General features: G+C 69.8%; 11 protein-coding genes. 4 read left to right on the top strand and 7 right to left on the bottom strand.

All coding sequences use genetic code 11. The annotated features are described in order from the left end of the window. Positions 1-110: 110 nt before the first annotated feature. From VKA29_RS17195 to VKA29_RS17175, 5 genes are all read right to left on the bottom strand, one after another. Positions 111-2,411: a UvrD-helicase domain-containing protein gene (locus VKA29_RS17195; RefSeq protein WP_324786646.1), complete on the bottom strand. Its 2,301-nt coding sequence runs from the start codon at positions 2,409-2,411 to the stop codon at positions 111-113. Next, a complete protein-coding gene (locus VKA29_RS17190) occupies positions 2,408-9,232 on the bottom strand; it encodes a DEAD/DEAH box helicase (RefSeq protein ID WP_324786644.1) in 6,825 nt (2,274 codons plus the stop codon). The genes VKA29_RS17195 and VKA29_RS17190 overlap by 4 nt, the downstream gene beginning before the upstream one ends. Before the next feature lie 134 nt (positions 9,233-9,366). Continuing rightward, a complete protein-coding gene (locus VKA29_RS17185) occupies positions 9,367-10,314 on the bottom strand; it encodes a hypothetical protein (protein WP_324786643.1) in 948 nt (315 codons plus the stop codon). Between the two features lie 46 nt (positions 10,315-10,360). Next, entirely contained in the window at positions 10,361-11,551 is a 1,191-nt protein-coding gene (locus VKA29_RS17180) for an AAA family ATPase (RefSeq protein WP_324786640.1), read from the bottom strand. After that, positions 11,548-12,837: a DUF262 domain-containing protein gene (locus tag VKA29_RS17175; RefSeq protein WP_324786637.1), complete on the bottom strand. Its 1,290-nt coding sequence runs from the start codon at positions 12,835-12,837 to the stop codon at positions 11,548-11,550. Before VKA29_RS17175 ends, VKA29_RS17180 begins: the two co-directional genes overlap by 4 nt. A gap of 141 nt (positions 12,838-12,978) precedes the next feature. On the opposite strand from VKA29_RS17175, the gene VKA29_RS17170 reads away from it, so the two are divergent. Beyond that, a complete protein-coding gene (locus VKA29_RS17170) occupies positions 12,979-13,488 on the top strand; it encodes a type II toxin-antitoxin system prevent-host-death family antitoxin (RefSeq protein ID WP_324786635.1) in 510 nt (169 codons plus the stop codon). 114 nt (positions 13,489-13,602) lie between these two features. Here VKA29_RS17170 and VKA29_RS17165 read toward each other — a convergent pair whose 3' ends face one another. After that, positions 13,603-14,061 carry an ATP-binding protein gene (locus VKA29_RS17165; RefSeq protein WP_324786633.1) on the bottom strand — a complete coding sequence of 153 codons (459 nt, stop codon included), beginning with the start codon at positions 14,059-14,061 and terminating at the stop codon, positions 13,603-13,605. A 150-nt stretch (positions 14,062-14,211) separates the two neighbouring features. Between VKA29_RS17165 and VKA29_RS17160 the strand changes: the two genes are divergently transcribed. The 3 genes from VKA29_RS17160 (at position 14,212) to VKA29_RS17150 (ending at position 15,823) form a co-directional block, all read left to right on the top strand. Continuing rightward, positions 14,212-15,072, top strand: a complete 861-nt coding sequence (locus VKA29_RS17160) for a helix-turn-helix transcriptional regulator (protein WP_324786981.1) — start codon at positions 14,212-14,214, stop codon at positions 15,070-15,072. Further along, positions 15,069-15,254, top strand: a complete 186-nt coding sequence (locus VKA29_RS17155; protein ID WP_324786631.1) for a DUF397 domain-containing protein — start codon at positions 15,069-15,071, stop codon at positions 15,252-15,254. The genes VKA29_RS17160 and VKA29_RS17155 overlap by 4 nt, the downstream gene beginning before the upstream one ends. A 173-nt stretch (positions 15,255-15,427) precedes the next feature. Further along, positions 15,428-15,823, top strand: a complete 396-nt coding sequence (locus tag VKA29_RS17150; RefSeq protein ID WP_324786630.1) for a DUF4357 domain-containing protein — start codon at positions 15,428-15,430, stop codon at positions 15,821-15,823. A 285-nt stretch (positions 15,824-16,108) separates the two neighbouring features. On the opposite strand, the gene VKA29_RS17145 is transcribed toward VKA29_RS17150, so the two are convergent. Next, positions 16,109-21,619: a class I SAM-dependent DNA methyltransferase gene (locus VKA29_RS17145; RefSeq protein WP_324786629.1), complete on the bottom strand. Its 5,511-nt coding sequence runs from the start codon at positions 21,617-21,619 to the stop codon at positions 16,109-16,111. Between the last annotated feature and the right edge of the window lies 1 nt (position 21,620).

Below are 21,620 nucleotides of genomic sequence, written 5' to 3'. Positions count from 1 at the left end.
CCGGCGCACGGGCCTCCCGCCGGACGCAGCAGCCCCTTTGACACGAGTGAGCTTTCTGGGCTTTGCGGCCACGGTGGCACTTGCGGCGTTGACGCAAGGGCCGCTTCTTCTCACCGGGGCGGCAGCAACGGCGCCAGGAAGCGGCTCGGCTCACCGTGCCAGGTGATCGCGAGTGCGTCACGGGCGCGGGTCGCTGCGACGAAGAGGAGCGAGCGCGCTCGGTGCAGTTCTCGTTCATACCGGCTCGGGTCCGTGTGTTCCCAGGCGTCCACGGAGGCGCGGGGGACGAGCCCCTCGGCCACCCCGGCGATGATCAGACAGCGGTACTCCAGTCCCTTGAAGCGGTACATGGTGCCGATGTGGACGCCCTGGTCGCCGCGCGGCCCCTCCGCCGTGATCTCCGTCGGCGTGATGCCGCGTCGGGCGAGGCGGTCGGCGAGCTGGGTGACCATGTCGTTGGTCGGGACACAGATGGCGGTGGACTCACGGGGCACGTCGTGCCAGGCCCGCAGTTGCTCCACGACGAGGTCCATCTCCTCGTCCCAGCTCCGCGCACCGCGCAGCGACGGGGTCAGGCCGTGGAGGACCGAGCGGTACCCGGCGAGGGTGTCGGCGCCGCCGTCGAGGTCGTCGTAGTCGGCGTCGCCCAGTACGCGGATCGCGTCGCGGAGGATCTCCCTGGTCGTGCGGTAGCTGAGTGTCAGCCGGGAGGAGCGGCCGCGGATGTGGACGCCGAGGCTGCCGAGGGTGACCTGGTTGTCGTAGATCCGTTGGTGCGTGTCGCCGACGAGGAAGATGTCGTCGGGTGCGGTCGGCGCCATGGCGCGCAGCATCTTCCAGTGGGCGGCGCTGAGGTCCTGGGCCTCGTCGACCACGATGTGCCGGTACCGGTAGCGCAGCCAGGCGCCGGAGCCGGCCTCCACGTGGAGGTTGTCCAGGCCGCCCCGCTCCTCGCGTTCCTCCGAGATCCTGTCGATCCTGGCCTTGCGGGCCATCTCCAGCCGCGCGGCCCGCTCCGCGACCTGGCGGTGGGTCTCCAGTCCCTTGGTCTCGAGCCGCTGGGTGAAGCGTTCGGCGAGCTGCCAGATGCCGGCGCGCTCGGCGCGGGTGACGCTGCGTCCCCGGCCGGCGCGGCGGGCGGTGAAGTAGTCGCTCCTGGAGGTCACGGCCTGGCCGAGGATGACCTGGTTCCACTCGTCGCTGAGGAACTCGGCGCTCCAGCGGTTCTCCCCCGCCTCCACCAGCAGCTCCCGCCACTCGCGGAGTGCCGCCGCGTCGTCGATGCGCCGTTTGGCGTTGCCCGGGTCGGCTTCGCTGACGATCCGGGTGGCGAGCTGGTCGACGTGGGCGATGTCGACCCGGGCCAGTACCTCCGGGCCGCCGAGCGAGAGGAGTCGGGCCCGCAGGTCGGCGGCGAGGTTCCGGTTGAAAGTGGTGAACAGGACGGGCTTGTTGCGGCCGGGAGGCAGATGGCGCACCAGATGGCACACGCGGTGGAGGGCGACGATCGTCTTGCCCGTCCCCGGCCCGCCGCCGACCCGGGCCGGGCCCGAGTAGCGCCGGTGGACCAGCTTCTCCTGAGTGGGGTGGAGGAAGATCTTCCAGCGCCCGAAGTCGCCTTCCTCCAGGATGCTCTGCAGGGATTCGTCGTCGGTGATCACCACGGTCTGGGAGCGGTCGACGGCCGCCTGCCAGTCGTCGGTGTCCAGGTTCTCGTCCGGCTCAATCACGGCGACGGGCGCGGTGACCTGTTCCATGACCGCGTCGTACGGAACGCCGTCGCGCAGCCGGAGGAGTACCTCCCCGGTGTGCCGGGGCGCGTACTCGGCGAGGCCGAGCAGTTCGTCGTCCGTGGTGAGCTTCCGGACGATCGGGATGAGCGGCTGGGCGACGCCGAGGTCCGCGAGCTGCTCGTCGCTGTACGCGGCGAAGAGGGGCTGCCCCGGCTGCCCCGGCCGGACCGGTTCCACAGCGGGGACGGGGGCGGTGGCGGGCGTCGGGGCCGGGGCGGGAGCGGCGGGCGGCGTGAGTTCGCGGCGGAGCACGCTCTCCTCGACGACCTGGAGGTCGACGTACTCGATGGCGCCCGTGATGTGGTTGATGCCGTAGTTGAACCGGTCGAGGTTCTTGTGGACGTGGCTGCGGTGCTTGACCGAGACGAGGAGCCAGTCGTCACCGCCCAGGCGGATCATCAGGGCTCGCCACTCGCGGTTGACGCGTGCCGACCAGAGCCGGTCGTGGCCTTCCAGTTGCTTGAGGTCGAACCCGCCGGCGTCCGGGTTGCGGCGGAAGTCGTGCTGGAACTTGTAGAAGGCCCCGAGGACCGCACGGTCCAGTCTGACGATTTCCTTGTCGGCCTTGTCGAGCAGGCGCAGGGTCACGCCCGTTCTCGGCGCGCCGGTGACCGTCATCGCTCGTTCTCCTCGTTCTCGTCCGTCGCCCGGTCGGCGTCGGCGTCCGTGTCACCGCTCACCAGCCCGGCGAGTTCGTCGGCGTCCCATTCCGCCGCGGTGCGGACCCGCCAGCCCGCCTCCCGGTAGGCCTGGTCCCGTTGTTCGGCGTCGATGTCGCGTTTGCTTCCCGGGTCCGGACGGTGCGCGAGGACGACGCCGACACGCCGGGCGGGCCAGGCCAGTTCGGCGGGCCAGGCGGCCGTTCCCAGTTCGTAGCCGGCCTCCGGGGCGGGCAGGCCGCGGTCGGCGAGGGTCCGGGCGAGAGCGGGCAGGCCGGGATCGTCGACGAGGAACTCGATGACCTCGTCCCAGGCGGGGTCGCGCACGGCCGCGGGGGTCTCCTCGGCGGGTCGCCGGTCCGCCGCCGGCTCCTGTCCGTCCGCCGTGGGTTCGTGCGCCCGCCGCTGGGAGGTGAGCCATCCGGTTCCGCCGGTGACCGCCAACTCGGCCGGGTCGAATCCGGGCAGCATGGCGGTGGTGAGCTGGACCCCGTCCCCCTCGCCCGCGTCGAGGAACTGGAGCAGATTGCTCCAGTAGAGCCATGCCTGCCAGCGCCTGCGGTGGGCGGCTTCGTCGGCGGTGACCGTGTCCGCGCTGTCGTCGAGGACGGTCAGAGCCGTCCAGACCGCCAGGGTCTGTCCCCTGCGCAGGTCGAGCGCGATGGTGAGCGGGCACCCGGAGGCGTCCCGGGTCGCCATGACCTGCACGGCGCCCTGTCCCTTGGCCAGTCGCCGCCCGTGCAGCGCCTCGCCGATCCTCAGTCCGATCTCCGCGCCGTCGGCCAAGGCCCTGCTGGTCGCCGACACGGCGGCGAAGCCCGCGAGGGCGCTCTGGGTGCGGCGCCGCCACGCGTCGGGGTCCGGATCGGTGAGGTAGCCGATCAGTGTCTCGACCGGGTTGGCCCACACCAGGCGCGGCAGGTCACGGGTGTCCCCGGCGTGCACGCGCCGGTGAACGTCCATGGCCATCTTCTGCGCGGTGTTCGGGTACGGCTTCCACACGGGGTCGGCATGCGGCCTGGTCTGTCCCGCCCAGGTCTGCACGTCGTCCCAGGTGAGCTGGAACACCTGCCAGCCCTCCGCGCGCAGCCGGGTGCGCTTGGCCGCGTCCGTCTCGGCGACGACGTGCTCGGTGCTCGCGTGGTAGCGGTAGCCGTCGAGGTAGACGGCGATGCGGCGATCGTCGTCGGTGCTGCGGAAGACCACGTCCGGCCGGGTGAAGCCGAGCGGGGTCTGGGTCTCCATCTGCCAGCCGCGGACGGTTCCGTCGGGCGCGGTGAAACGCAGGGTCGTGTCCCTGGTGCCGTCGGCGGTGAGCGCGGTGCGGACGCTGACCTCGTCCGTCCGCTCGGCCCATTCGAGCAGCCCGCGCCGGAAGAGCGCCTCCAGTTCGCTCTCCACCTGGTGCACCAGGGTGATGTCGCGGGTGGTGGCGACCGGTACGACGCTCCACCGGTCTGGGGTGCGGCCGAACAGGTCGCCGAGCATGTCGAGGGCGTGCTCGCGGGAGACGAGTCCGTACTCGTTGTCGGTGACGTGCCGCAGCAGGCAGCGGTGGCAGGCGGGCCGGCCCTGTCCGACGCACACGCAGGTCTCGATCACCCGGCGCGCCTCCTCCAGGACGCCCTTGAGGCCGTCCCGGCCGGCGAGGCGGTGCAGGTAGCCGGTACCGCCGGGCAGCGTGTCGTACAGCACGAGGAAGTGGCGGCGGTGCGCGCTCTCGCCGCGTTCCTCGGGCATGGAGTCGGTGACGACCTCGAGGTGGTCGGGGTCGCCGCCGTAGGCGCGGGCGATGCCGGCCAGCAGCAGCGCCTTGAAGGAGGCGAGCCGTTCCCGGGTGTGCGCGGTGACGGCGGGGATGAGGATGCGCAGTGCGTCGGTGCGCAGCTCGTGGGCGAGCAGCACCCGTTCGCCGCGTCGTGCGGTGTCGGCTGCGGCGCGCCGCCTGCGGCACCAGGGCCGGTGGTACTTGCCGTACGCGGCCGGGTCGCCGGAGTCGTGCGCGGCGGGCCCGCCGTCGGGGTCGGCGAAGCCGCACGCGTCGCAGACCCAGAAGGGGTTGAGGCGGACCTCCTGTCCGGCGAAGGCCGTGTCCGTCCCGCCGTCCACCCGGACGGCTCCGGCGTTGATGTGGCGGATGTGCGCCTGGCGGGTGAACTCCCAGCCGAAGGTGGCGTGTTCGTGTTTCCACGCCTGTTCGACGTCGCCCGCGTCGATGTCCACGGCCGGGACGACGGTGTAGTGCCGCTCGTCCCGGTCGTCGCGGTCGTCGCGCACGCGGACGTCGTCGCGTTCGTCCCGGGACGTGACGCGGCGTGGCACGAGGACCTTGTGCAGGCAGCCGACGTCTCCGATGGCCGCGGACCGGCAGCGGGGGCAGGGCGAGGAGTCGTCCTCGGCGCGGTGGGTGCGGACGTGTCCGCAGTCGGGGCAGACGCGCCACCATGTCCAGGCCGGGCGGCCGGGGCTGCCGATGTCCAGTCCGGTGATCCGGTGCTTGTAGCCCTGGGCGTAGTAGTGGTTGCCGGGGGCGAACTCGGTCAGGGCGAGGCGGGCGGGACGGCTGTGGCGGAGGGTCTTGCTGTGGTGCTCGCGGGTGCCGTCGTCGCTCTTCTCCGCCCAGGTGAGGGTGGCCTCCAGTTCGGTGGCCGAGTCGATGAGGCTGTAGTTGGGCAGCAGGCCGAGGTCGACGAGTGCGCCGTGCGCGGTGGTGCGGGCCATCTCGCGGGCGACGCGTCCCACGTCGCGCCGCTCGGCGCGCAGTTCGCGCCCCTGCCGTTCGTGGTCGGGGTCGCCGGCGACGAGCAGTCCGTGGGCCCGGTCGATGGCCTCGGTACGGCGCTGGAGGTCGGCGCGGCGTTCCTCCCAGCGCCGGCACGCCGCGTCCAGGGCGCCTTTGAGGCCGTCCTTGCCGGGGTCGGTCGCGTAGGTGACGAGGGCGGCACGGGCCTGCGGGCTGACGCCGGTGCCGCGGCTTTCGTCGTACGGCGGGAACAGGTCCAGGAAGTCCGCCACGAGCCGCCCGCCGTCGGCGAGCGCGGCCTCGGCGAACTCGGCCTGCCAGGCGGAGGCTCCGAACAGTTCGGTGGCGCGCCCGGGCAGCGGCCGCAGGGGCGTCCCGTCGGGGGCGGCCAGCCGGCCGGCGCCCGCGAGGTCGAGGAGGTGGGCCAGGTACTGGCGGCGCAGGATCTCCACCGCCGACAGGTAGCAGCCGGGCGGCAGGACGTCCCCGGCGATCATGAGGCGGGGTTCTTCGAGGTAGTAGCGGTCGCGCGGACCGCGGTCGACCATGGTGAGCAGGTAGGCGTTGCCGGTGGAGCGGCCCGCCCGGCCCACGCGCTGGATGTAGTTGGCCGGTCCCTTGGGCAGCGAGGCGAGGACGACGGCCGACAGGTCGCCGACGTCGATGCCGAGTTCGAGGGTGGGGGTGCAGGACAGTACCTGCGGGTTGGCGTAGTGGACGTCGGTGCCCTCGCGGAATGCCTTCTCGACGGCTTCGCGTCTGGCGCGGCTGAGGGTGCCGGTGTGTTCGGCGGTGTTGATGGTGAAGACGCCAGCCTCGCGGTACATGCGCCGGTAGAAGTCGTCGGTGAAGTCCCGTTGCCGCAGGCCGCTGTCCAGGTCGCGGCCGGTCCCCAGGGTTCCTCCGCACCGGTAGCGGGGGCAGGGCTGTCCGTGCCACTGGTCGGCGTGGTCGGGGTGGATGGTCTGTTCCCAGAAGCAGCGCGGGCAGTGCGCGGTGGCGTCGGGCAGGACGTCGTCGGCGAGTCTGCGGACCTGGATGTGGCCGGGCTGGAGTCCGTAGACGCGGGTTGCGCCGTCGAGCGCGGTGCGCACGGAGAGGATTCCGGTGTCGGCGAGTGCGGGCAGCAGCCGGGCCAGGAAGTGAGCGGCGGCCTCCCGGCGCAGGCCGAGGGCGCGTACGACCCAGTCCTGGTACCAGCCGAGCCGGCCGGTGAGCACGTCGAAGTCGTCGCTGCCCTGCTTGGGGCCGCCGAGCAGGAAGGCGGGCGCGGAGACGCCGGGGGGAAAGGCCGGCATGCCGGTCTCGCGCCCGCCCCAGATCGCCCACCGGCGCACCCCGGCCTGGTCGAGCCAGGGGTCCAGCCAGGCGTGCCGGACGGCGCCCCGGATGCGCAGCCGTTCCAGCAGGCCCTTGACGAAGCCGAGGTACCGGTCGGGTCCGGGCGCGGACCCGTCGGGCAGGGCGATCTCCCCCGGGGTGGTGAGCAGCAATTCCCGGACGAGGTCCGCCACGGCGTCGGGATCCGGGAGGGGCACGTCGGCGGCGACGGTACGGGTGAACTCCAGGGTGCGGCCCTGCCGGGAGCGCAGGCCGAACTCCATGACGGTGGCGAACGCCAGGCGTTGCGCGATCAGTTCCCAGGTGGCCTTCGAGCCGCGGCTGCGGCCGGAGAGCAGGGTGTCCACGCCGCGGATCAGGTGCAGGTCCGGCGGGATGACGGCGGCCTGTACCGCCTTGCTGTCGACGACGTCTGCGATCAGGTCGGCGGCCAGGTCGTTGAGGGTGATGGGTTCGTCCTCGTCGATGCGGCTGGCGAGCAGGGCGCGAAGCGAGAACGTGTACGAGCGGCTGGCGACGTATCCGGCACGGTGGGCGGCGTCCTGGACGGAGTCGTTGAAGAGGAGGGTCTTGTTCTCGCCGAGGTTCTTGTCGAGTTCGCCGCCGGTGAAGAGCTGGGTGATGGAGGCGGCGGCGAGTGCGGCGAGGCCGGTGCCGAGGTAGCGGATGGCGTTGAAGGTGCGGCAGGCGGGGCACTGGTCGCGTTCGGCGGCCCGGTCGCCGTCGAGGTCGACGTGGACGAACGCGGCGTTGTGCCGGGGCCTGGGGCGGCGCGGGCTTCCCTCGCCCGTCGCGGGGGTGAAGTCGGTCTCGGGCGACAGGGGGCGCAGCCGTCCGCCGGTGCCTTCCAGGACCATGACGGCGGGCCCGCCGCGCCGGCGTTCCTCCCCGGCCGCGAAGGCGGCCTCGTGCACTTCCTGCGGGGTCGCGGCGATCATGTTGCGCACCCGGCGCTTGTCGCGGCTCATGGAGGCACGGCGGATCTTCGTGGCGGTCAGGTCGAGTTCGGCCGGGTCGACCTCGGGTGAGTAGGCGGCCCAGCCGGAGCGTCCGCACTCGCGGCAGAACACGGCGGGCAGGAAGATCTCGGCGGGCGGCGGGGCGCTGTCGCCGGCCGGTACGGCGGCCTGCTCGGCGGCGCCGAGCGGTACGGCGGGGCCCTCCCCGTCGTACGGGGACGGCCGGGCGGCCGGGCCCTGGTCCTTGCGGGCGAGTACGCCGCCGGGGGCCACCCGTTCGTCGTCCCAGCGGAACTCGGCGCGGGCCGCGCTGATGCCCCGCAGCACGCGGGCGACCGAGCGCACCCAGTGGTGGACCTCAACGGACAGCAGCGGCCGCCCGGGGTGTTCCGGGTCGCGGGCGTACGACAGGAGGGCGACGTAGCGGGCGAGGGCCTGGGCCGCGAGGCGCGGCCGGAGCTGCACGGCCATGCCCCAGTGGTAGGCGTAGCGGGGCAGCACCTCGGTGATCTCGGCGAGGGTCTTGGGAGCGCCGTCGAGGATCTCCAGGACGGCGGCGGTGAGCCGGTGGCGGCGCAGGACGGCCCCGAGTTCCTCGGGGCTCGGCCCGCTCAGCCCGGTGAACGCGGTGACGAGGTCGTCCATGGCGCCCGGGTCGCGGGTGGGGTCGCCGAGGCCGACGACCTCCTGCGGCGGCGGGAACGGCAGGGAGAAGTCGCTCTCGCCGGTGAAGTCCTTGGTGGAGCACCGGTCCTCGCCGACGACCGCCTCGGGCGGGAAGGGCACGCCGAAGACCTGCTCGGCGACCTCCAGCATGCCGGGCCGGCCACCCGGCCGTCCGGCCGCGCTCCGCCCGTCCGCGCCGGGACCGTTCTCGCCGGGGCCGTTCTCGCCGAGGGTGGCCGACGTGGCGACGGGGCAGACCGGCCCCAGCGGCCGACCGGGCCGCGCGAGCCCGGTGACCGATCCGAGCCGGCGCAGCAGCATGGCGACGTCCGTGCCCTGGGCGCCGTCGTAGGTGTGGAACTCGTCGAGGACGACGTACGCGAGCGCGGAGTCCTGCCACAGCCGCTGGTCCTCGGGCCGCTGGAGGAGCAGGTCGAGCATCTTGTAGTTGGTGATCAGGATGTCCGGCCGGGTGCGCCGGATCTCGTCCCGGTCGACGGCGATGGCGGGGTTGGCCCGCTTGAACTCCTGGGAGGGCGTGTCGCCGATGTAGAGCGCCACGCGGACGCCGGCGTCGCGCAGCCGGGTGTCCTTGGCGTCGTCGAGCCGCCGGCCGATCCGCTGGGCCTGGTCGGTGGCGAGCGCGTTCATGGGGTAGAGCAGGACCGCCTTGACGCCGTCCCGGCCCGCCTCGCGTTCCCGCAGGCAGTGGTCGAGGATCGGGACCAGGAACGACTCGGTCTTCCCGGACCCGGTGCCGGTGGTGACGAGGGTGGGCCGCGCCGGACCGTGCAGCGTGGACAGCCGTTCCCACGCCTGCTCCTGATGCCGGTACGGGGTGAAGCCGGGATCGCGGGGCCACCAGGTCAGGTGCCGCTGCCAGTCCTCGCCCTCGGCGCTGCGGAACGGGGTGCGGATACGGAGGTAGGGGCCGCGGAAGATGCCGTCCTCGGCGTCGCCGAGGAAGTTCTCCAGGGCGCGGCGGGTGCTCTCGTCGGCCAGCGCGTACGTCGTCGCGAGGTACTGGCTCAGGCTGGCCCGTACCTGGTCGGCGGCGAGGGTGGGACGCACGCGTGGTCCTCCTTTGTACTTGTGGTGCTGGTGGGGCTGTGTCGCCCTGGGGCTGGTGTGAACCGGACGGGGCCGGGGCGCCCGTTCACCGGCCCCTACGGTATCGGGGGTGGCCCGGCGGGCTTCCGTGCGGCTCAGATGCCGAGCTTCCGCCCGATGTGGGCGATGTGGACCAGCCGGGTCTCTTTCACGAACAGGAAGTGCACCCGTCCCTCGTCGGGGGTGAAGCGGAGGTGGGTGTCGAAGTACTGCGGCGTTCCGTCCAGGTCGGTGAAGAGGCAGTGGTCGCGCTTGCGGCCCTGGCGCTCCGGCGTCACCACCGACCCCCACTGGGGCCCGTCGGGCTGGGTCACGGAGTCCCAGACCCGGACCGCGTGGTCCATTTCGGCGAGCCGCTTGCGGACGGGGCGGACCCAGGACTGCTTCAGCTCCCGCACCTGCGCTTCCACGTGGGGCAGGAACCTGAGGTGGGGGAAGAGGCCGGCACACCGTTCCCACAGCTCTGCGCCGGTGCGGATGGCCTCCAGGCCGTCGCGCACGGCGGCTTTGGCCTCCTCGCGGATCCAGCGCAGATGGGGGGCGACGTGGTCGGTGCCGGCGGCGTGTCTGACCTCGACCTCGGTGAGTACGGAGCCGGATTCCTCGTCGTCCATCAACTGTTCCTGGACCAGGGTGATCCGGTCCGCGTTCCAGCGGGGTTCCAGGGGCAGGGAGACGCCGATCCCGCCCAGCAGGTAGGCGTAGCCCAGTCCTCGCACCGGTTCGCCGTCGTGATGGAACGCGATGTCGGAGTAGGTCTCGCCGTCGGGGAAGACGGCGTCGTAGGGCGACCTGTCCTCGAGCCTCTTCAGCAGCACCCGCAGTTCCTCGATCCCCGGGGTCGCCATCCACTTGCCGATGGGGTGCCCCTGAGCGAGCTGTAACGCCATCAGGGAGGTCGCGTGGGTGACGAGCGCGGTGCCCTGCCGGTCCTCCTTGGCGATGGCGAGGACGGCCTCGACCATCTTGGTCATGGCCTGGTTGACGCGGTCCGGATCGGCCTCCGTCTCACAGGATTTCTCGTTCAGGAACAGGTGCGGCACGTCTCCCCCTCCGTGACGGTGTGCGCTCTGCCCTCCCCGGGCGGTGTCAGCCGATGAGCTGGTCGAGCGTGTTCTCGAACTCGTCGAAGAATCCGGCGGGCCACTGGTCGAGCTTGCCGCCCGGGTTGACCCGCGGACTGATGACCTCCGCCCCGGTGCCGTCGCCGCGGAAGTAGTGGAACACCGTCTGTTCGGGGGCGATGCGTCCCTGTTTGACGGCGAGCCGTATGCCGTTGACGACGTGGTCGCTGTGCGTCTCCATGATCACCTGCGCGCCCTGTGCGGCGGCCGCGGCGGCGAGTTCCGCCATCCGGGTCTGCCCGTGGGGGTGGAGATGCGCCTCCGGGTTCTCCAGGAGGACCAGGGAGCCGGGGCGGGCGCTGAGGCAGGCGACCACGACCGGCAGGACGTAGGTGAGGCCGAAGCCGACGTTGCCGGGGCGACGGCGCTTGGTGCGGCCGAGCAGGCCCTCGAATTCGTACGAGAGGCGTACCGCGTCGGCCCCCTCGAAGAGGTCTGTCTGGATGTGCACGCCGGGGCACAGATCGCCCATCCAGGCGGCAACCTGGTCGCGCAGCAGATCGGACTCGGCACCCGGATGCCGCAGCCGCCCGGCGGGGACCGGATTCCCCGCGTGATGACGGAGGAAGTTGACGGTGTGTTCACCCCGTACGCCGAGGAAGCCGCGGCCGATGACGGCGTGATGGTCACGCGGGTAGAACTCGCTGGGCGAGATCCGTTCGGCGTGCAGGTACTGGAAGGGAGCGGTGAGGAACGACGGTTTGACGGCCTCGGGCCCGGCGGGGGCGGCAGCCCCCTCCGAGGTGGCCGGCAGATCCACGTGAGAAAGCGGCAGCAGGTTCTGTTCGGCCTCGTACTCGACGAGCCAGGTGTAGTGATACGGCCCCTCGTCGACGCCGATGCCGATCAGGGGTTCGTCACCTCCCGGGAAGTCCTCGTGCAGGACGTCTTCTCCGGTGCCGAGGCCGACGAGTTCGCCGTTGAGCAGGAAGCCCTGGTTGGCGACGCCGAGACGGAGTCCGGACCGTCGAGCCTCGGGCAGGTACTCGGAGACCGCGAGGCTGCCCGCCGTGTACGACTGCCGCAGCAGGGCGATCGATTGCAGGATGCTGCTCTTGCCGGACGAATTGAGGCCGGTGAGCAGGGTGAGGGCACCGAGCGGTAACTCCAGGTGCTGGAACGCCTTGAAGTTGTGCAGTGTCAGACGGTCAATCACTGTTCAGCCACCCCTCGGAACAGCCGTGCCATGTACTGGAATCTCGTGCGGATCTTCGCCGGCGTCCCGGTGCCGATGGAGATCGACCGGTCGAAGTCCCAGTCGTCCATGAGCGCGAAGAACCCGTCGTGCACCCTGGCCGGAGACGCTACCAGCCTGGCCCTCTCGTGATCGTCGAGCAGTGCGAGATGGACGGAGATCGTCTCGAAGAGGGCCTTGTTGATGACCGGGGAACTGCGTTTCCCACCACGCCACTTGCGGAAGGCGTGCTCGCCGAACAGCTCCTCCGCGCACCGCATGGCCACCCGGAACTCCCGGGTCAGCTGCTCCCGCCGCTCCTCGGTGAGGTTGTTGACCCGGTACATCGCGGCGGTCAGGAAGCCGTCGAAGTCCTTCTCGGTGTGCTCGGCCGGATTGCTCAGGCGGAAGGCGAGGAAGCGCAGCACCATCTCCCGGTCGGCCATCCGCTCGTTGGACACGCTCCACCGGGTGGCCTCGCCGAACGACGGGTCCTCGGCGAGGTCCGCGAGGAACTCCCGGACCGGCCCCCGCACCAGCGCGTGCCGCAGCTCCTGCTGCGTCAGCGGCATGCCGGTGGTGTTGATCCGGGAGAACACGTTGTGCTTGACGGCCTCCGGGGTGCCCTGCTGCATGATGTGGACGGTGAGCTGGGTCTCGCGCAGCCGGATCTTCAGCCGCCCGGTCAGGTCCTGGTACGTACTGCCGTCGAAGTCCGAGAGGTAGTCCAGGCCCCGGAGGGTCAGGGGGCCGAGGCCGGTGAGCCTGGGCTCCATGAAGCGGGCGATCGCGGTGAGCCGCTGGACGCCGTCCACCACGGCCCACTTGTCCTCGTCGTCCTGGGCCATGTGGAAGTTGGAGATCGGGATGCGCAGCAGCAGCGACTCGATCAGACGGCTCTGCGCCCGGTCGCTCCAGATCCCGGCCCGGCGCTGGAAGTCCGGCGCGAGGTCGATCATGCCCTCCCGCAGCCGGGACAGCAGCAGGTCCACGGTGGTGGTCTCCGTGTGGATCCTGATGCTGTCGGGACGGAACGGCGCGGAGATGCCGTCCGCGTCGCGGTAGGACTCGTCCTCGTCGTCGGAGGGGAGCTCCAGCTCGACGCCGGTCGGCCGGCCGTCGGACCCGATCTCCAAGGCCGGCCCCATCGGCAGGAAGAGCGCGTCCTGTCCGCCGTCGACGTCCTCCGGTACGGCGTAATCCCGGTGCCCCGCCGGCCGGTTCCGTCCGGCGCCCCGGCCGTCGGCGCCGCCCTCCAGGTCCGTCATGGTCCCCGCTGCCCTCCGCCGCCGCCCGCCGCCGTTCCCGGCCCAGCCTATAGACGGACCTTCCGGCATGTCAGCGCGACCGTCCGGGGCCGTCAGCGAGGCAGATGGACGAATACGGCCTGCAAATCCAGGATTTGCCGCATGGACGCCACTTACACCCTCACGGACGCTCGCAACAATTCCGGCAAGGTCGTGAACGAGGTGCGCCACGGCGGGAGAACCGGTGTCATCACCGATCACGGCACGCCCGTCGCCGCCGTGATCCCCATTGAGCTGCTGGACTGCTTCCAGTCCCTCGGAGGACACCCGCGACCTCGCCGCCGCCGAGGAGAGCAAGGCTCGAACCACGCGCCGGGTGTCCCACGCCGAGGTGGCGGCCCGCTTCGGCCTGAATCCCGACGGGACCGCCCAGAGGGAACATACGAGATCGTCTGGTCCGATGCCGCGATCGACCAGCTCGCCGCCCCGACCGAACGGCACCCGGACGCGGCCATGCTCATCACGGCGGGCGTTCACGACCTGGCGGACAATCAACGCCCGGCCAACGCCTCACGCTCACGCCTCACGCCTCACGCCTCGGCGGCAGTGACATGCACAGACTCCTGCTCGGTCACGACCGCGTTCTGTACGGGGTCCAGGACAAAACCGTGACCGTCGAGGTGCTCTCGGTCGGCCGGAGCGATCGCGCGCGACAGCCCGAACCGCTGACCAGTCGCCCGACACCTCACCCCGGCGCCGTGGGTTGTCGGCCCGGCGTCCGGGCCGTCAGCCGGGCAGGTCCAGCTCGGCGACGACCGTCTTGCCGACGGGGACGCGGTCGAGTACCTCCCACCGGTCGGCGAGCGCTTCCACCAGGAGCAGGCCCCGGCCGGTCTCCGCGGGCGGCCCGGGCGCGGGTCGGGGCGCGCCGGGGGCCGGGGGCCGCAGCTCGCCCCGGGTATCGGAGACTTCGATGCGCAGGGTCCGGCCGAGGAGCCTGACGGTGACCTCGAAGTCCCGGCCGGGGACGCGGCCGTGCGTGACGGCGTTGGCCGCCAGCTCGGCGACGAGCAGGGCGGCGGTGTCGGACGCCTCGCCGCCGTGCGGCACCCCCCAGGTGTCGAGTTGGTGCAGCGCGAGCCGGCGGGCGAGGCGGGCGCCGCGCGGGGTGGAGCTGAACCGCTGAGTGAACACACGTACGGTGACGAGGTCTTGACGGGTCGCCGGCGTGGACGGTGGTGTCATATGCCCACTGTGATGCCGAAACAGGCCGGTTCGCCAGCGCCGCATTGCGTACGCTGAGTCAGCGTACGCACACATTCGGTGGACGGTACGCCTCACCGTGCGTGACGATGGCCGTAGCCGGAAGCGGTACGGCGGTGGGTGGCACGGGAGGTGGCCGACGGGAGCACGGACAGCGGCACGGGAGCGGGGAGCGCGGAACCGGGGGTGTCGGACAGTCTACGCACTTTCGGCGCGGTCCTCCAGGCCCTGCGGGAACACGCGGGCCTGAGCCGAGAGGAGTTCGCCGCCTTGGTCCGCTTCTCGAAGCACACGGTCGCCTCCGTGGAACAGGGCCGCAGAATGCCGGACCGGGACTTCGTGGAGCGCGCGGAGGCGGCGCTCGGCAACACGGGAGCACTGCGGAGGGCCGCGCCGACGCTGACCCGGCAGGCGGGGCTGGCGAGCTGGTTTCGGCAGTGGGCGCGGTTGGAGGCCACGGCGATCAGCCTGTACACGTACGAATGCCGGGTCGTGCCGGGCCTGTTGCAGACCGAGGCGTACGCGCGGGCGGTGTCTCTGGACGTGCCGCCGCTGCCAGACCCTGAGGAGCTGGAGCAGCGGATCGCGGCGCGGCTGGCTCGACAGGAACTGCTGGCGGTGACGCGGAAACCGCCGACGGCGTTCAGCTTCATCGCGGAGCAGGCGGTGCTGGAGCGGTGGACGGGCGGGGAGGAGGTGACCCGGGAACTCTTCGACCACTTGCTGGAGTTGATCGAGCGGAACTGGAACGTGGAGTTTCAGGTGATGCCGCTGCGGAGGCCGTCACATGCGGGATTGGATGGTCCGGTGCGACTTGCCGAGACACCGGACAACCAGTGGTTCGCCTACTCCGAGGGGCAGCAGAACGGACGGTTGATCTCCGATCCGAAAGAGATCAGCCTGCTTCAGCAGCGGTATGCGAAACTGCGCTCGCAGGCCATGACCCCCGAGGACTCCCTCGGCCTGCTGAAGCGATTGCGAGGAGCGCTATGAGCACGTCCGAACTGGCCTGGTTCAAGAGCAGCTACAGCGGCTCGCAAGGCGACGACTGCGTCGAGGTGGCGAAGGGCACGCAGGCGGTGCACGTCCGGGACTCCAAGGACCAGCAGAGCCCCGAACTCGCCCTCTCCCCCACCGCATGGAGCGACTTCGTTACCTACGCCGCGCAGGGCTGATCTCCACCTGCAAGGCCAGCGCCCCACGTCGGACTCCGTCCCCGACGTGGGGCGTCGTCGTTCTACATTCCCGAAGGCAACCTCTCTGCGCTCGACTCCCGACTAGCCTCGAGCTAGCCTCGAACCTCGAAGTTCGCTACGCTGGTGACAGATCCCAACCACCGGGAGGTCCAATGACGTTGCGCAAGATTGATGTTGACGACGAGGTGTACGCACACTTGGAGCAGGCGGCAACCCCCCTGGTCGACACCCCAAACTCTGTCCTGCGCCGCCTACTCGGGCTTGATCGCGACACCGCAACGACAAAGCCTAACCAGCACTCACCTCTCGCCACTTTGGTCACTTCCGGTCGACTGTCAGTGGGTCAACGATTGGTATGGCACCGCCGCAACTACAACAAGACTCATCTTGCCGTTGTAACTGCAGACGGCCGCCTGCGTCTGGAGGACGGAACCACGCACAAGAGCCCTTCAGGAGCCTGCGGAGCGATCTCCGGAATCGCCATCAACGGCTGGTCCGCCTGGCGCACCGAAGACGGCACACCGCTACAAGCTCTGCGAAACCCCTAAAGAAACGTTGCACCCGAGCTGCGAGACGCCCTCTCCTTCTGGAGGTCTAATTTTGAACAGCCAGACAGTCGCATTGATATTAATAGGTGCTGGAACCGCCGGCTACATTGCCCACACCAAAGAGTGGTTAATTCAACCCCTCATGGTAGCCGCCGCCATAGGAGCGCTCATCTTCGCCATCTCAACGTTTCGAGCATGAAAAAGTGAAAAGGTAAGCCAGTTACCCCGCATCTACAAAACGGTGCGGGGCAGCAGCTTTCATGCGTTGCCCCCACTGGGCGCACTTCATCCCCCGTAGAGTTGACGCACGAAATAGTCGTGAGCCGTGCGCATTTCTCTCTCTCGGTCGGCCTTATAGAAAGGCGCCTCGTAACCATCAGGAGGAGCGGCTCTCTCCTCGTTTAGGTAGGCGATAAAGTCATTGTAATGCTCTTTACTCTGACCGTGGCCGTATGCGTTGTGATTTTTTGCGATCTTACGACCAGAGGCGTCAAACCACGTATCAGTCTCATAGTCCGCAAGGATTGGGTACCGCGCTCTATAAAGCGCGATCAATTGATCAGCTGTCAGTCCAAGCCAGACAGCCGCAAGTGCATCCAACTCGACGAGCGCCGCTCGACGCTCATACTCACTCCGGAGCGGGGAAGTGTACTTCCATGCCGGTTTAAGGTGCCCCGCAAGTGAATGCATCCCCGGCCAGGGCAGGGCCCACTCCAGAGTGCTGGGCCATGACGGATCAAATAGCTCACGCCAAAGCGGAGAATATGCCTGCGTGAGGCAATTCAGTCGGAGGGTGCGAAGCAACATCTGCCCGGCAAGCGGGTGATCGGCATCAGCATAAGGCATTTTACGTGCCTCGGATACTTGCAAGTGTGAGCGCCCCGTGATGCGGAGTAGATAGTCGAGCGGCAGCGATGCCCAAATCCCGGAGTTGAGCACCGTGGCTCGGTTATCAGACAACGCCATCGACTCAACCGTGTGAACGTGTGCAGGGCCGGGCGGGATCAGTGCCGCGAACAGACTCCTCTCAGTATCAAATGGAATCATGACTCGCCACGCCAGCCGATAGAACTCCGTGTATGGGCGGAATAGCCAAAGTCGGCGCCGCAACAGCTCCTTCTGCTCGACTTCCGGAAGCCCCAACTCAGCTTCACCTAGAACACTAGAGCGAGTATCCCAGTCTTCGCTAGAAGGACTCCAATGCACCCTTAGGCGCTCATGATCCAACCATCGATCTTGAACGCCCCTGAACTCTTGACGTCCACAATTCCGCACGTAATTGGTGCGCGGAATTATGTTTTCAGGCAGCGTCGACAGATTCCAGCTAGACCAATCGCGATTCGTCTTGCAGATTCTGTTCGGCTGTTTATTAAAGATTGCCGTAGCCACACCAAGATGCGGCCCTTGCAAGATTACCTCGTCAAGCGACTCCGGTGTCGTAGTATCCCATCTGTAAAGACCAAGTTTCTTAGTGGCCAAGTTCTCGAACATGCCGATGGTAATCCTGGGCTCGTGCGCACCCAAGCGATCTTCAACATCAGCTAGCGCCGTGATAGCCCCCTGCTCATCCGTCGTTACCGGATAGAGCAGCGCTGCCTGGCTAGCTGGGATCGTTGCATCACCTGAGAGTCGGTGCCACTGCGCGAGCAAGCCTGCGTTGACCTCAATCAGACGCGCCCGGTGCGGGCGTAGCTCCCATTGACCGGCTGACTTAATGCCCGGCAACTCCCCGCGGCCATCGTGCACAAATGAGTCTCGCAAAGTTGACGCATCGAAAAGCCAGCTAAGATGCATGAAGTTGACCGGCCCGGACTCGCCGTAGATATGGACACCAAACTCCGTGTTCGCATGAATCTCCGAAAATACGCCTCGCCGATTCGAGAAGTGCCCGTGTACCCGGAGGTGACGATAGGCCGCTTCACGCAGTCGCCCTTCTTTAACGCCACCGAAGTGCGTATCCGGGTGGACCAGCCCGGCCGTCCCGCCAACGCCAAAGTGGCGCCACACTTGACACATAAAGGCCCGATAGAGGTCTGGCCTTGTACCTGAAATCAGAGTGAATGTGGTCGGGTTACTGAGGAACTCGGCCATACCTACAGTCGCGGCGAGTTCACCGAAATAGGACCTGTAGTGTTCGGAATTCACCAGCACAGCATTTTTGTGTTCGCGCCAACGGTCAGCCGACGGCTTCTCACTCAGCTTGAACCAAGGATCGAACTCGGCCAAAACCCTGCCTTCGTCCCAATCTGGCCGCGCCCAAGGCGGATTACCCACCTGAAGATCGAACCCACCCACCGCACTCCGGAACACATGCGCGAAGTGCAGTTCCCAGTGGAAGAAGCCGTGGCCGTCCTCCGCCTTTATGTCCTTCTCCGTCGTGCCCGCGATGTCCTCGACCGTGTTCAGCCACGGGTAGCGGAACGGCAGCAGGCGGGCCGGTTGCATGCCGAGGAAGCCCTCCAGGCGGTCCTCGACGTCGGTCAGCAGCTCCAGCGCCTCGTCTGGGCTGAGGTTCTCGATGCCGGAGAGCAGCGAGTTCTCGGGCATGTCGACCTTGCCGAGGACGCTCTCCAGGAAGTCCAGCCAGTCGCCGAGGCTCTGGAGCGGGATCGTCTTCCGCTCTGGCTGCCCGCCACCGGCCGTGCGGCGCGAAGGGCTCCGCGCGGGGCGGGGCCTGGCCCCGGACTCGGCACCCGCGCCCAGCTCCTCCTGCTCGCCGTCCGGGTCGTCGAACAGTCCGGCCGCGCTCCACATCTGGTCGCCTGGAGCGGGACCGACAGGCTCCACCGCAGACAGCGGGTCCGTGGCCACCGCACGCACCCCGCCCAGCAGCCCCGCCACCGACGACTCGTCGACGAGCGCGCCCCCTGTCCCGTACACCGGGTCCGTGCCGTCGAGTTCGCCGACCTTGTCCAGCGGCCAGAACCACAGCGCACACCACGCGTCCATCACGGTCTTCAGCCGCCAGTACGGCGTGCCCTGGCGGGTCAGGTCGTCGAGGACCTTCTGCTTGTCCTCCGCCTCGGAGGACTGCTCCAGCCAGTCAGCGCCCCACACGTCGACGCGGCGCGACACCGCCCGCTCGGAGAGTTCGAGGCGGGTGGCTACCAGCGACCACAGGAACTCGGCGCGGCGGGCGACGCCCTGGAGCCGGCCCAGCTCGGTCTTCTCCGCCGCCCTGAGCCAGCGGTCGTAGCGCCTCTGCCGGGCCTCGGCGGTTTCCTCGCCGCGCTCCTGGAACGGCTTCGGCCCCTTCGGCGTCCTCTGCACGCCCTTGCGCCACTTCCCCAGCGCCTTCGCCTCGTCCTCCGCGAGTTTCTTCGCCTCTGGCTCCCCCGCGACCGCCCCCCAGCCGATTGCGGGCAGCAGGAACTGGTGCACCGCGCCCTCGGGCAGCGGGCCGTCGCGGAAGGGCAGGTCGGTCGGCGGGAGGGTGTTCTTCTTGGCCAGCCATCCACCGTCCGTCAGGACGTCGGCCTTGTAGACCTTGCGGCCCGCGCCGATGAGGGAGTTGCCGCGCCGCAGGTGCAGGCCGAACCAGGGGGCCCGCATGCCCGGGTGCATGGAGTTGAGCCAGAGGGAGACCTCGGCCAGCTCCACCGCCGTGGCGTTGAGGTCGACGCCATAGGCGTTGTGCAGGGCGATGTAGGCCTTGGTCTTCTGGAGCTCGATCTGGCGCAGCTCGGGGTCCACCCGGCGGCCCAGCTCGCGTTCACGCCGCCGCAGGTATTCGGCGGCGACCTGGTCGATGGCCTCGTTGAGGAACGCGCCCGAGCCGAGGGCCGGTTCGCAGATCTTCCACTCCAGGAGTTCCCTGGCCGGAGTGGTGGTGCCGTCCTGGTCCAGCCGGTGCTTGAGGGCCAGTTCGACGGTGACCTCGGTGAGTGACTTCGGGGTGTAGTAGGAGGCGGAGGTCTGGCGGTCGCGGCCGGCCAGGCGGTAGACGAACGTGCCCTTGGGGTGGACCACCCGCTCCCGGCGGCCGGTCTCCTCGTCGGTCCGGGTGACGAAGACGCCGTCCTCGTAGTCCTGGACACGTGAGGCGGGGATCGTCCAGCTTCCGCCCGAGGGGTCGCCGCCCTTGGCGACCTCGTACAGGTCCTCCTGGGCGATGGAGCCGGTGTAGGACATCAGGCCCTCGTACACCGCGCCGAGCTGGTTGATGCCGAGCTGGGCGTAGGAGATGAACCCGCCGCGCTCCCGGCCCCGGCCCTGGGTGAGCATCAGGCGGCGCAGCACCTTGTGCAGGGTCTCGTTGCGCAGCCGGGTGTCCAGGAACGGGCGGCGCTTCTCGCCCTCGCCGCCCCGGTAGGCCGGGTTCTCGATCTGGTCGTCGGAGATGAGGCGGACCGCCTCCTTGGTGAACAGCTCCGAGCGCAGGGCCTCGAAGCGCAGGCCCGCGCTGGTGCTGCGGGCGGCGGCGCGGCGGGCGCGGTCGGCCTCACGGACGCGCTCGGTGTGTTCGGCGCGGGTGATCGCGCCAGCGGCGAGCAGTTCGTCGGCCTCCCGCTCGGCCTCGGCGGCCTCGCGGGCCGCGGCCTCGGCGGCCAGGTCCTCGGGCTCGGTGCCGTAGCGGCGGTGGCCGTGCTCGACCTTGTCGAAGAGCAGCTCCAGCGACTCGTACAGATGGAAGCCGCTCCGGGAACGCTCGCCGACGAGGTCGCGCAGGACGAGGTCGCCGAGGCGCTGAAGGCCGTAGCCCTGCTCGTACTCGGGGTAGTCGGAGGGCAGGATACCGAGGGCGGGGCTGGCCTCGGCGTAGAGGAGGAACAGGATCCGGTACAGGTAGCGCAGCGCCTCGCGGCTGAGCTCCTTGGCCAGGCGGGCCGGGTCGTCGAGGTCGGCCGGGGTGACGCCGTTCTCCGGGTCGCGCAGGCGCTTCAGGACCGCGTTGGCGATCCACTCGACGCTCAGGCGCAGGCCCTCGCGGAGCTCGGTGGAGACGCCGACGGCGTGCTTGCCGGACCTGTCGAGGAAGCCGGCGAGCGGCGCGGTGCCGCCCTCGGCGGGGACGCGGAGCGAGTCGGCGCCGAACAGGGCGGCCAGCGTGTCGAGTTCGCCGCCGTGGCGGTCGTCGCGCCGGTTGAGGGCCGCGTCCAGGTCGGCGGCCAGGTAGCGGCCCTCGGGCCAGGCCAGGCGGTCGGCGAGGACGATCACCCCGCCGACGAGCAGCAGGACGTAGCGCGGGGGTGCGTCGCAGGCGAAGAGGAAGTCGGTGAGGGCCTTGGCGTCCTCCAGGGTCGCCGACGCCTCCAGGTCCACGGGGTGGAGCAGGCGGCCGGCGCCGTCCGGGTCGAGTGCGGCGTCCGGCTCGGTGGTCCAGCCGCAGGAGACGGCGTACAGGCCGGGTTCGGCGTGGAGGACCTGGAGGGTGTGGGCGTGGTCGGCGCGGTGGACGGTGACGGCCTGCTCGTGGGCGGCGGTGTAGCCGAGGGCGTGCAGGGTGTCCAGGTGGCTCTCGGTGACCCGCTTGCGCCAGCCCTCGGGTTCGGGCGCGCTGGGTTCGGCGAGCGCTTCCGCGTCCGCCGCGAGGGCGGCGCGGCCCGCGAACCAGGGGCCGTGCAGGGCGCGCAGTCCCTCGCGGGGGGTGCGGGCGCGCGGAGGGACGGAGTCGGGGCCGAGGCCCTGGCGCCTGGCCTCGGCGACGGCGTCGGCGTGGCGGCGGCGCTCCTGCTCCTCGAAGGCGGCCCAGCGGGCGAGGAGGCCGTCCTTGGCCTTGAGGTCCTTGGGGAGGATTTCGGCGAGGTAGTGGGCCGAGAGGTAGTCGCCGTGGTTGACCAGCGAGTCGTACGTCACG

Origin of the sequence: Streptomyces sp. H51 (assembly GCF_035656535.1) — a bacterium.
In the GTDB taxonomy this organism is placed as follows: Bacteria; Actinomycetota; Actinomycetes; order Streptomycetales; family Streptomycetaceae; genus Streptomyces.
The sequence above is the reverse complement of the archived record's forward strand: the minus strand, read 5'-3'. Positions and strand labels throughout refer to the sequence as shown.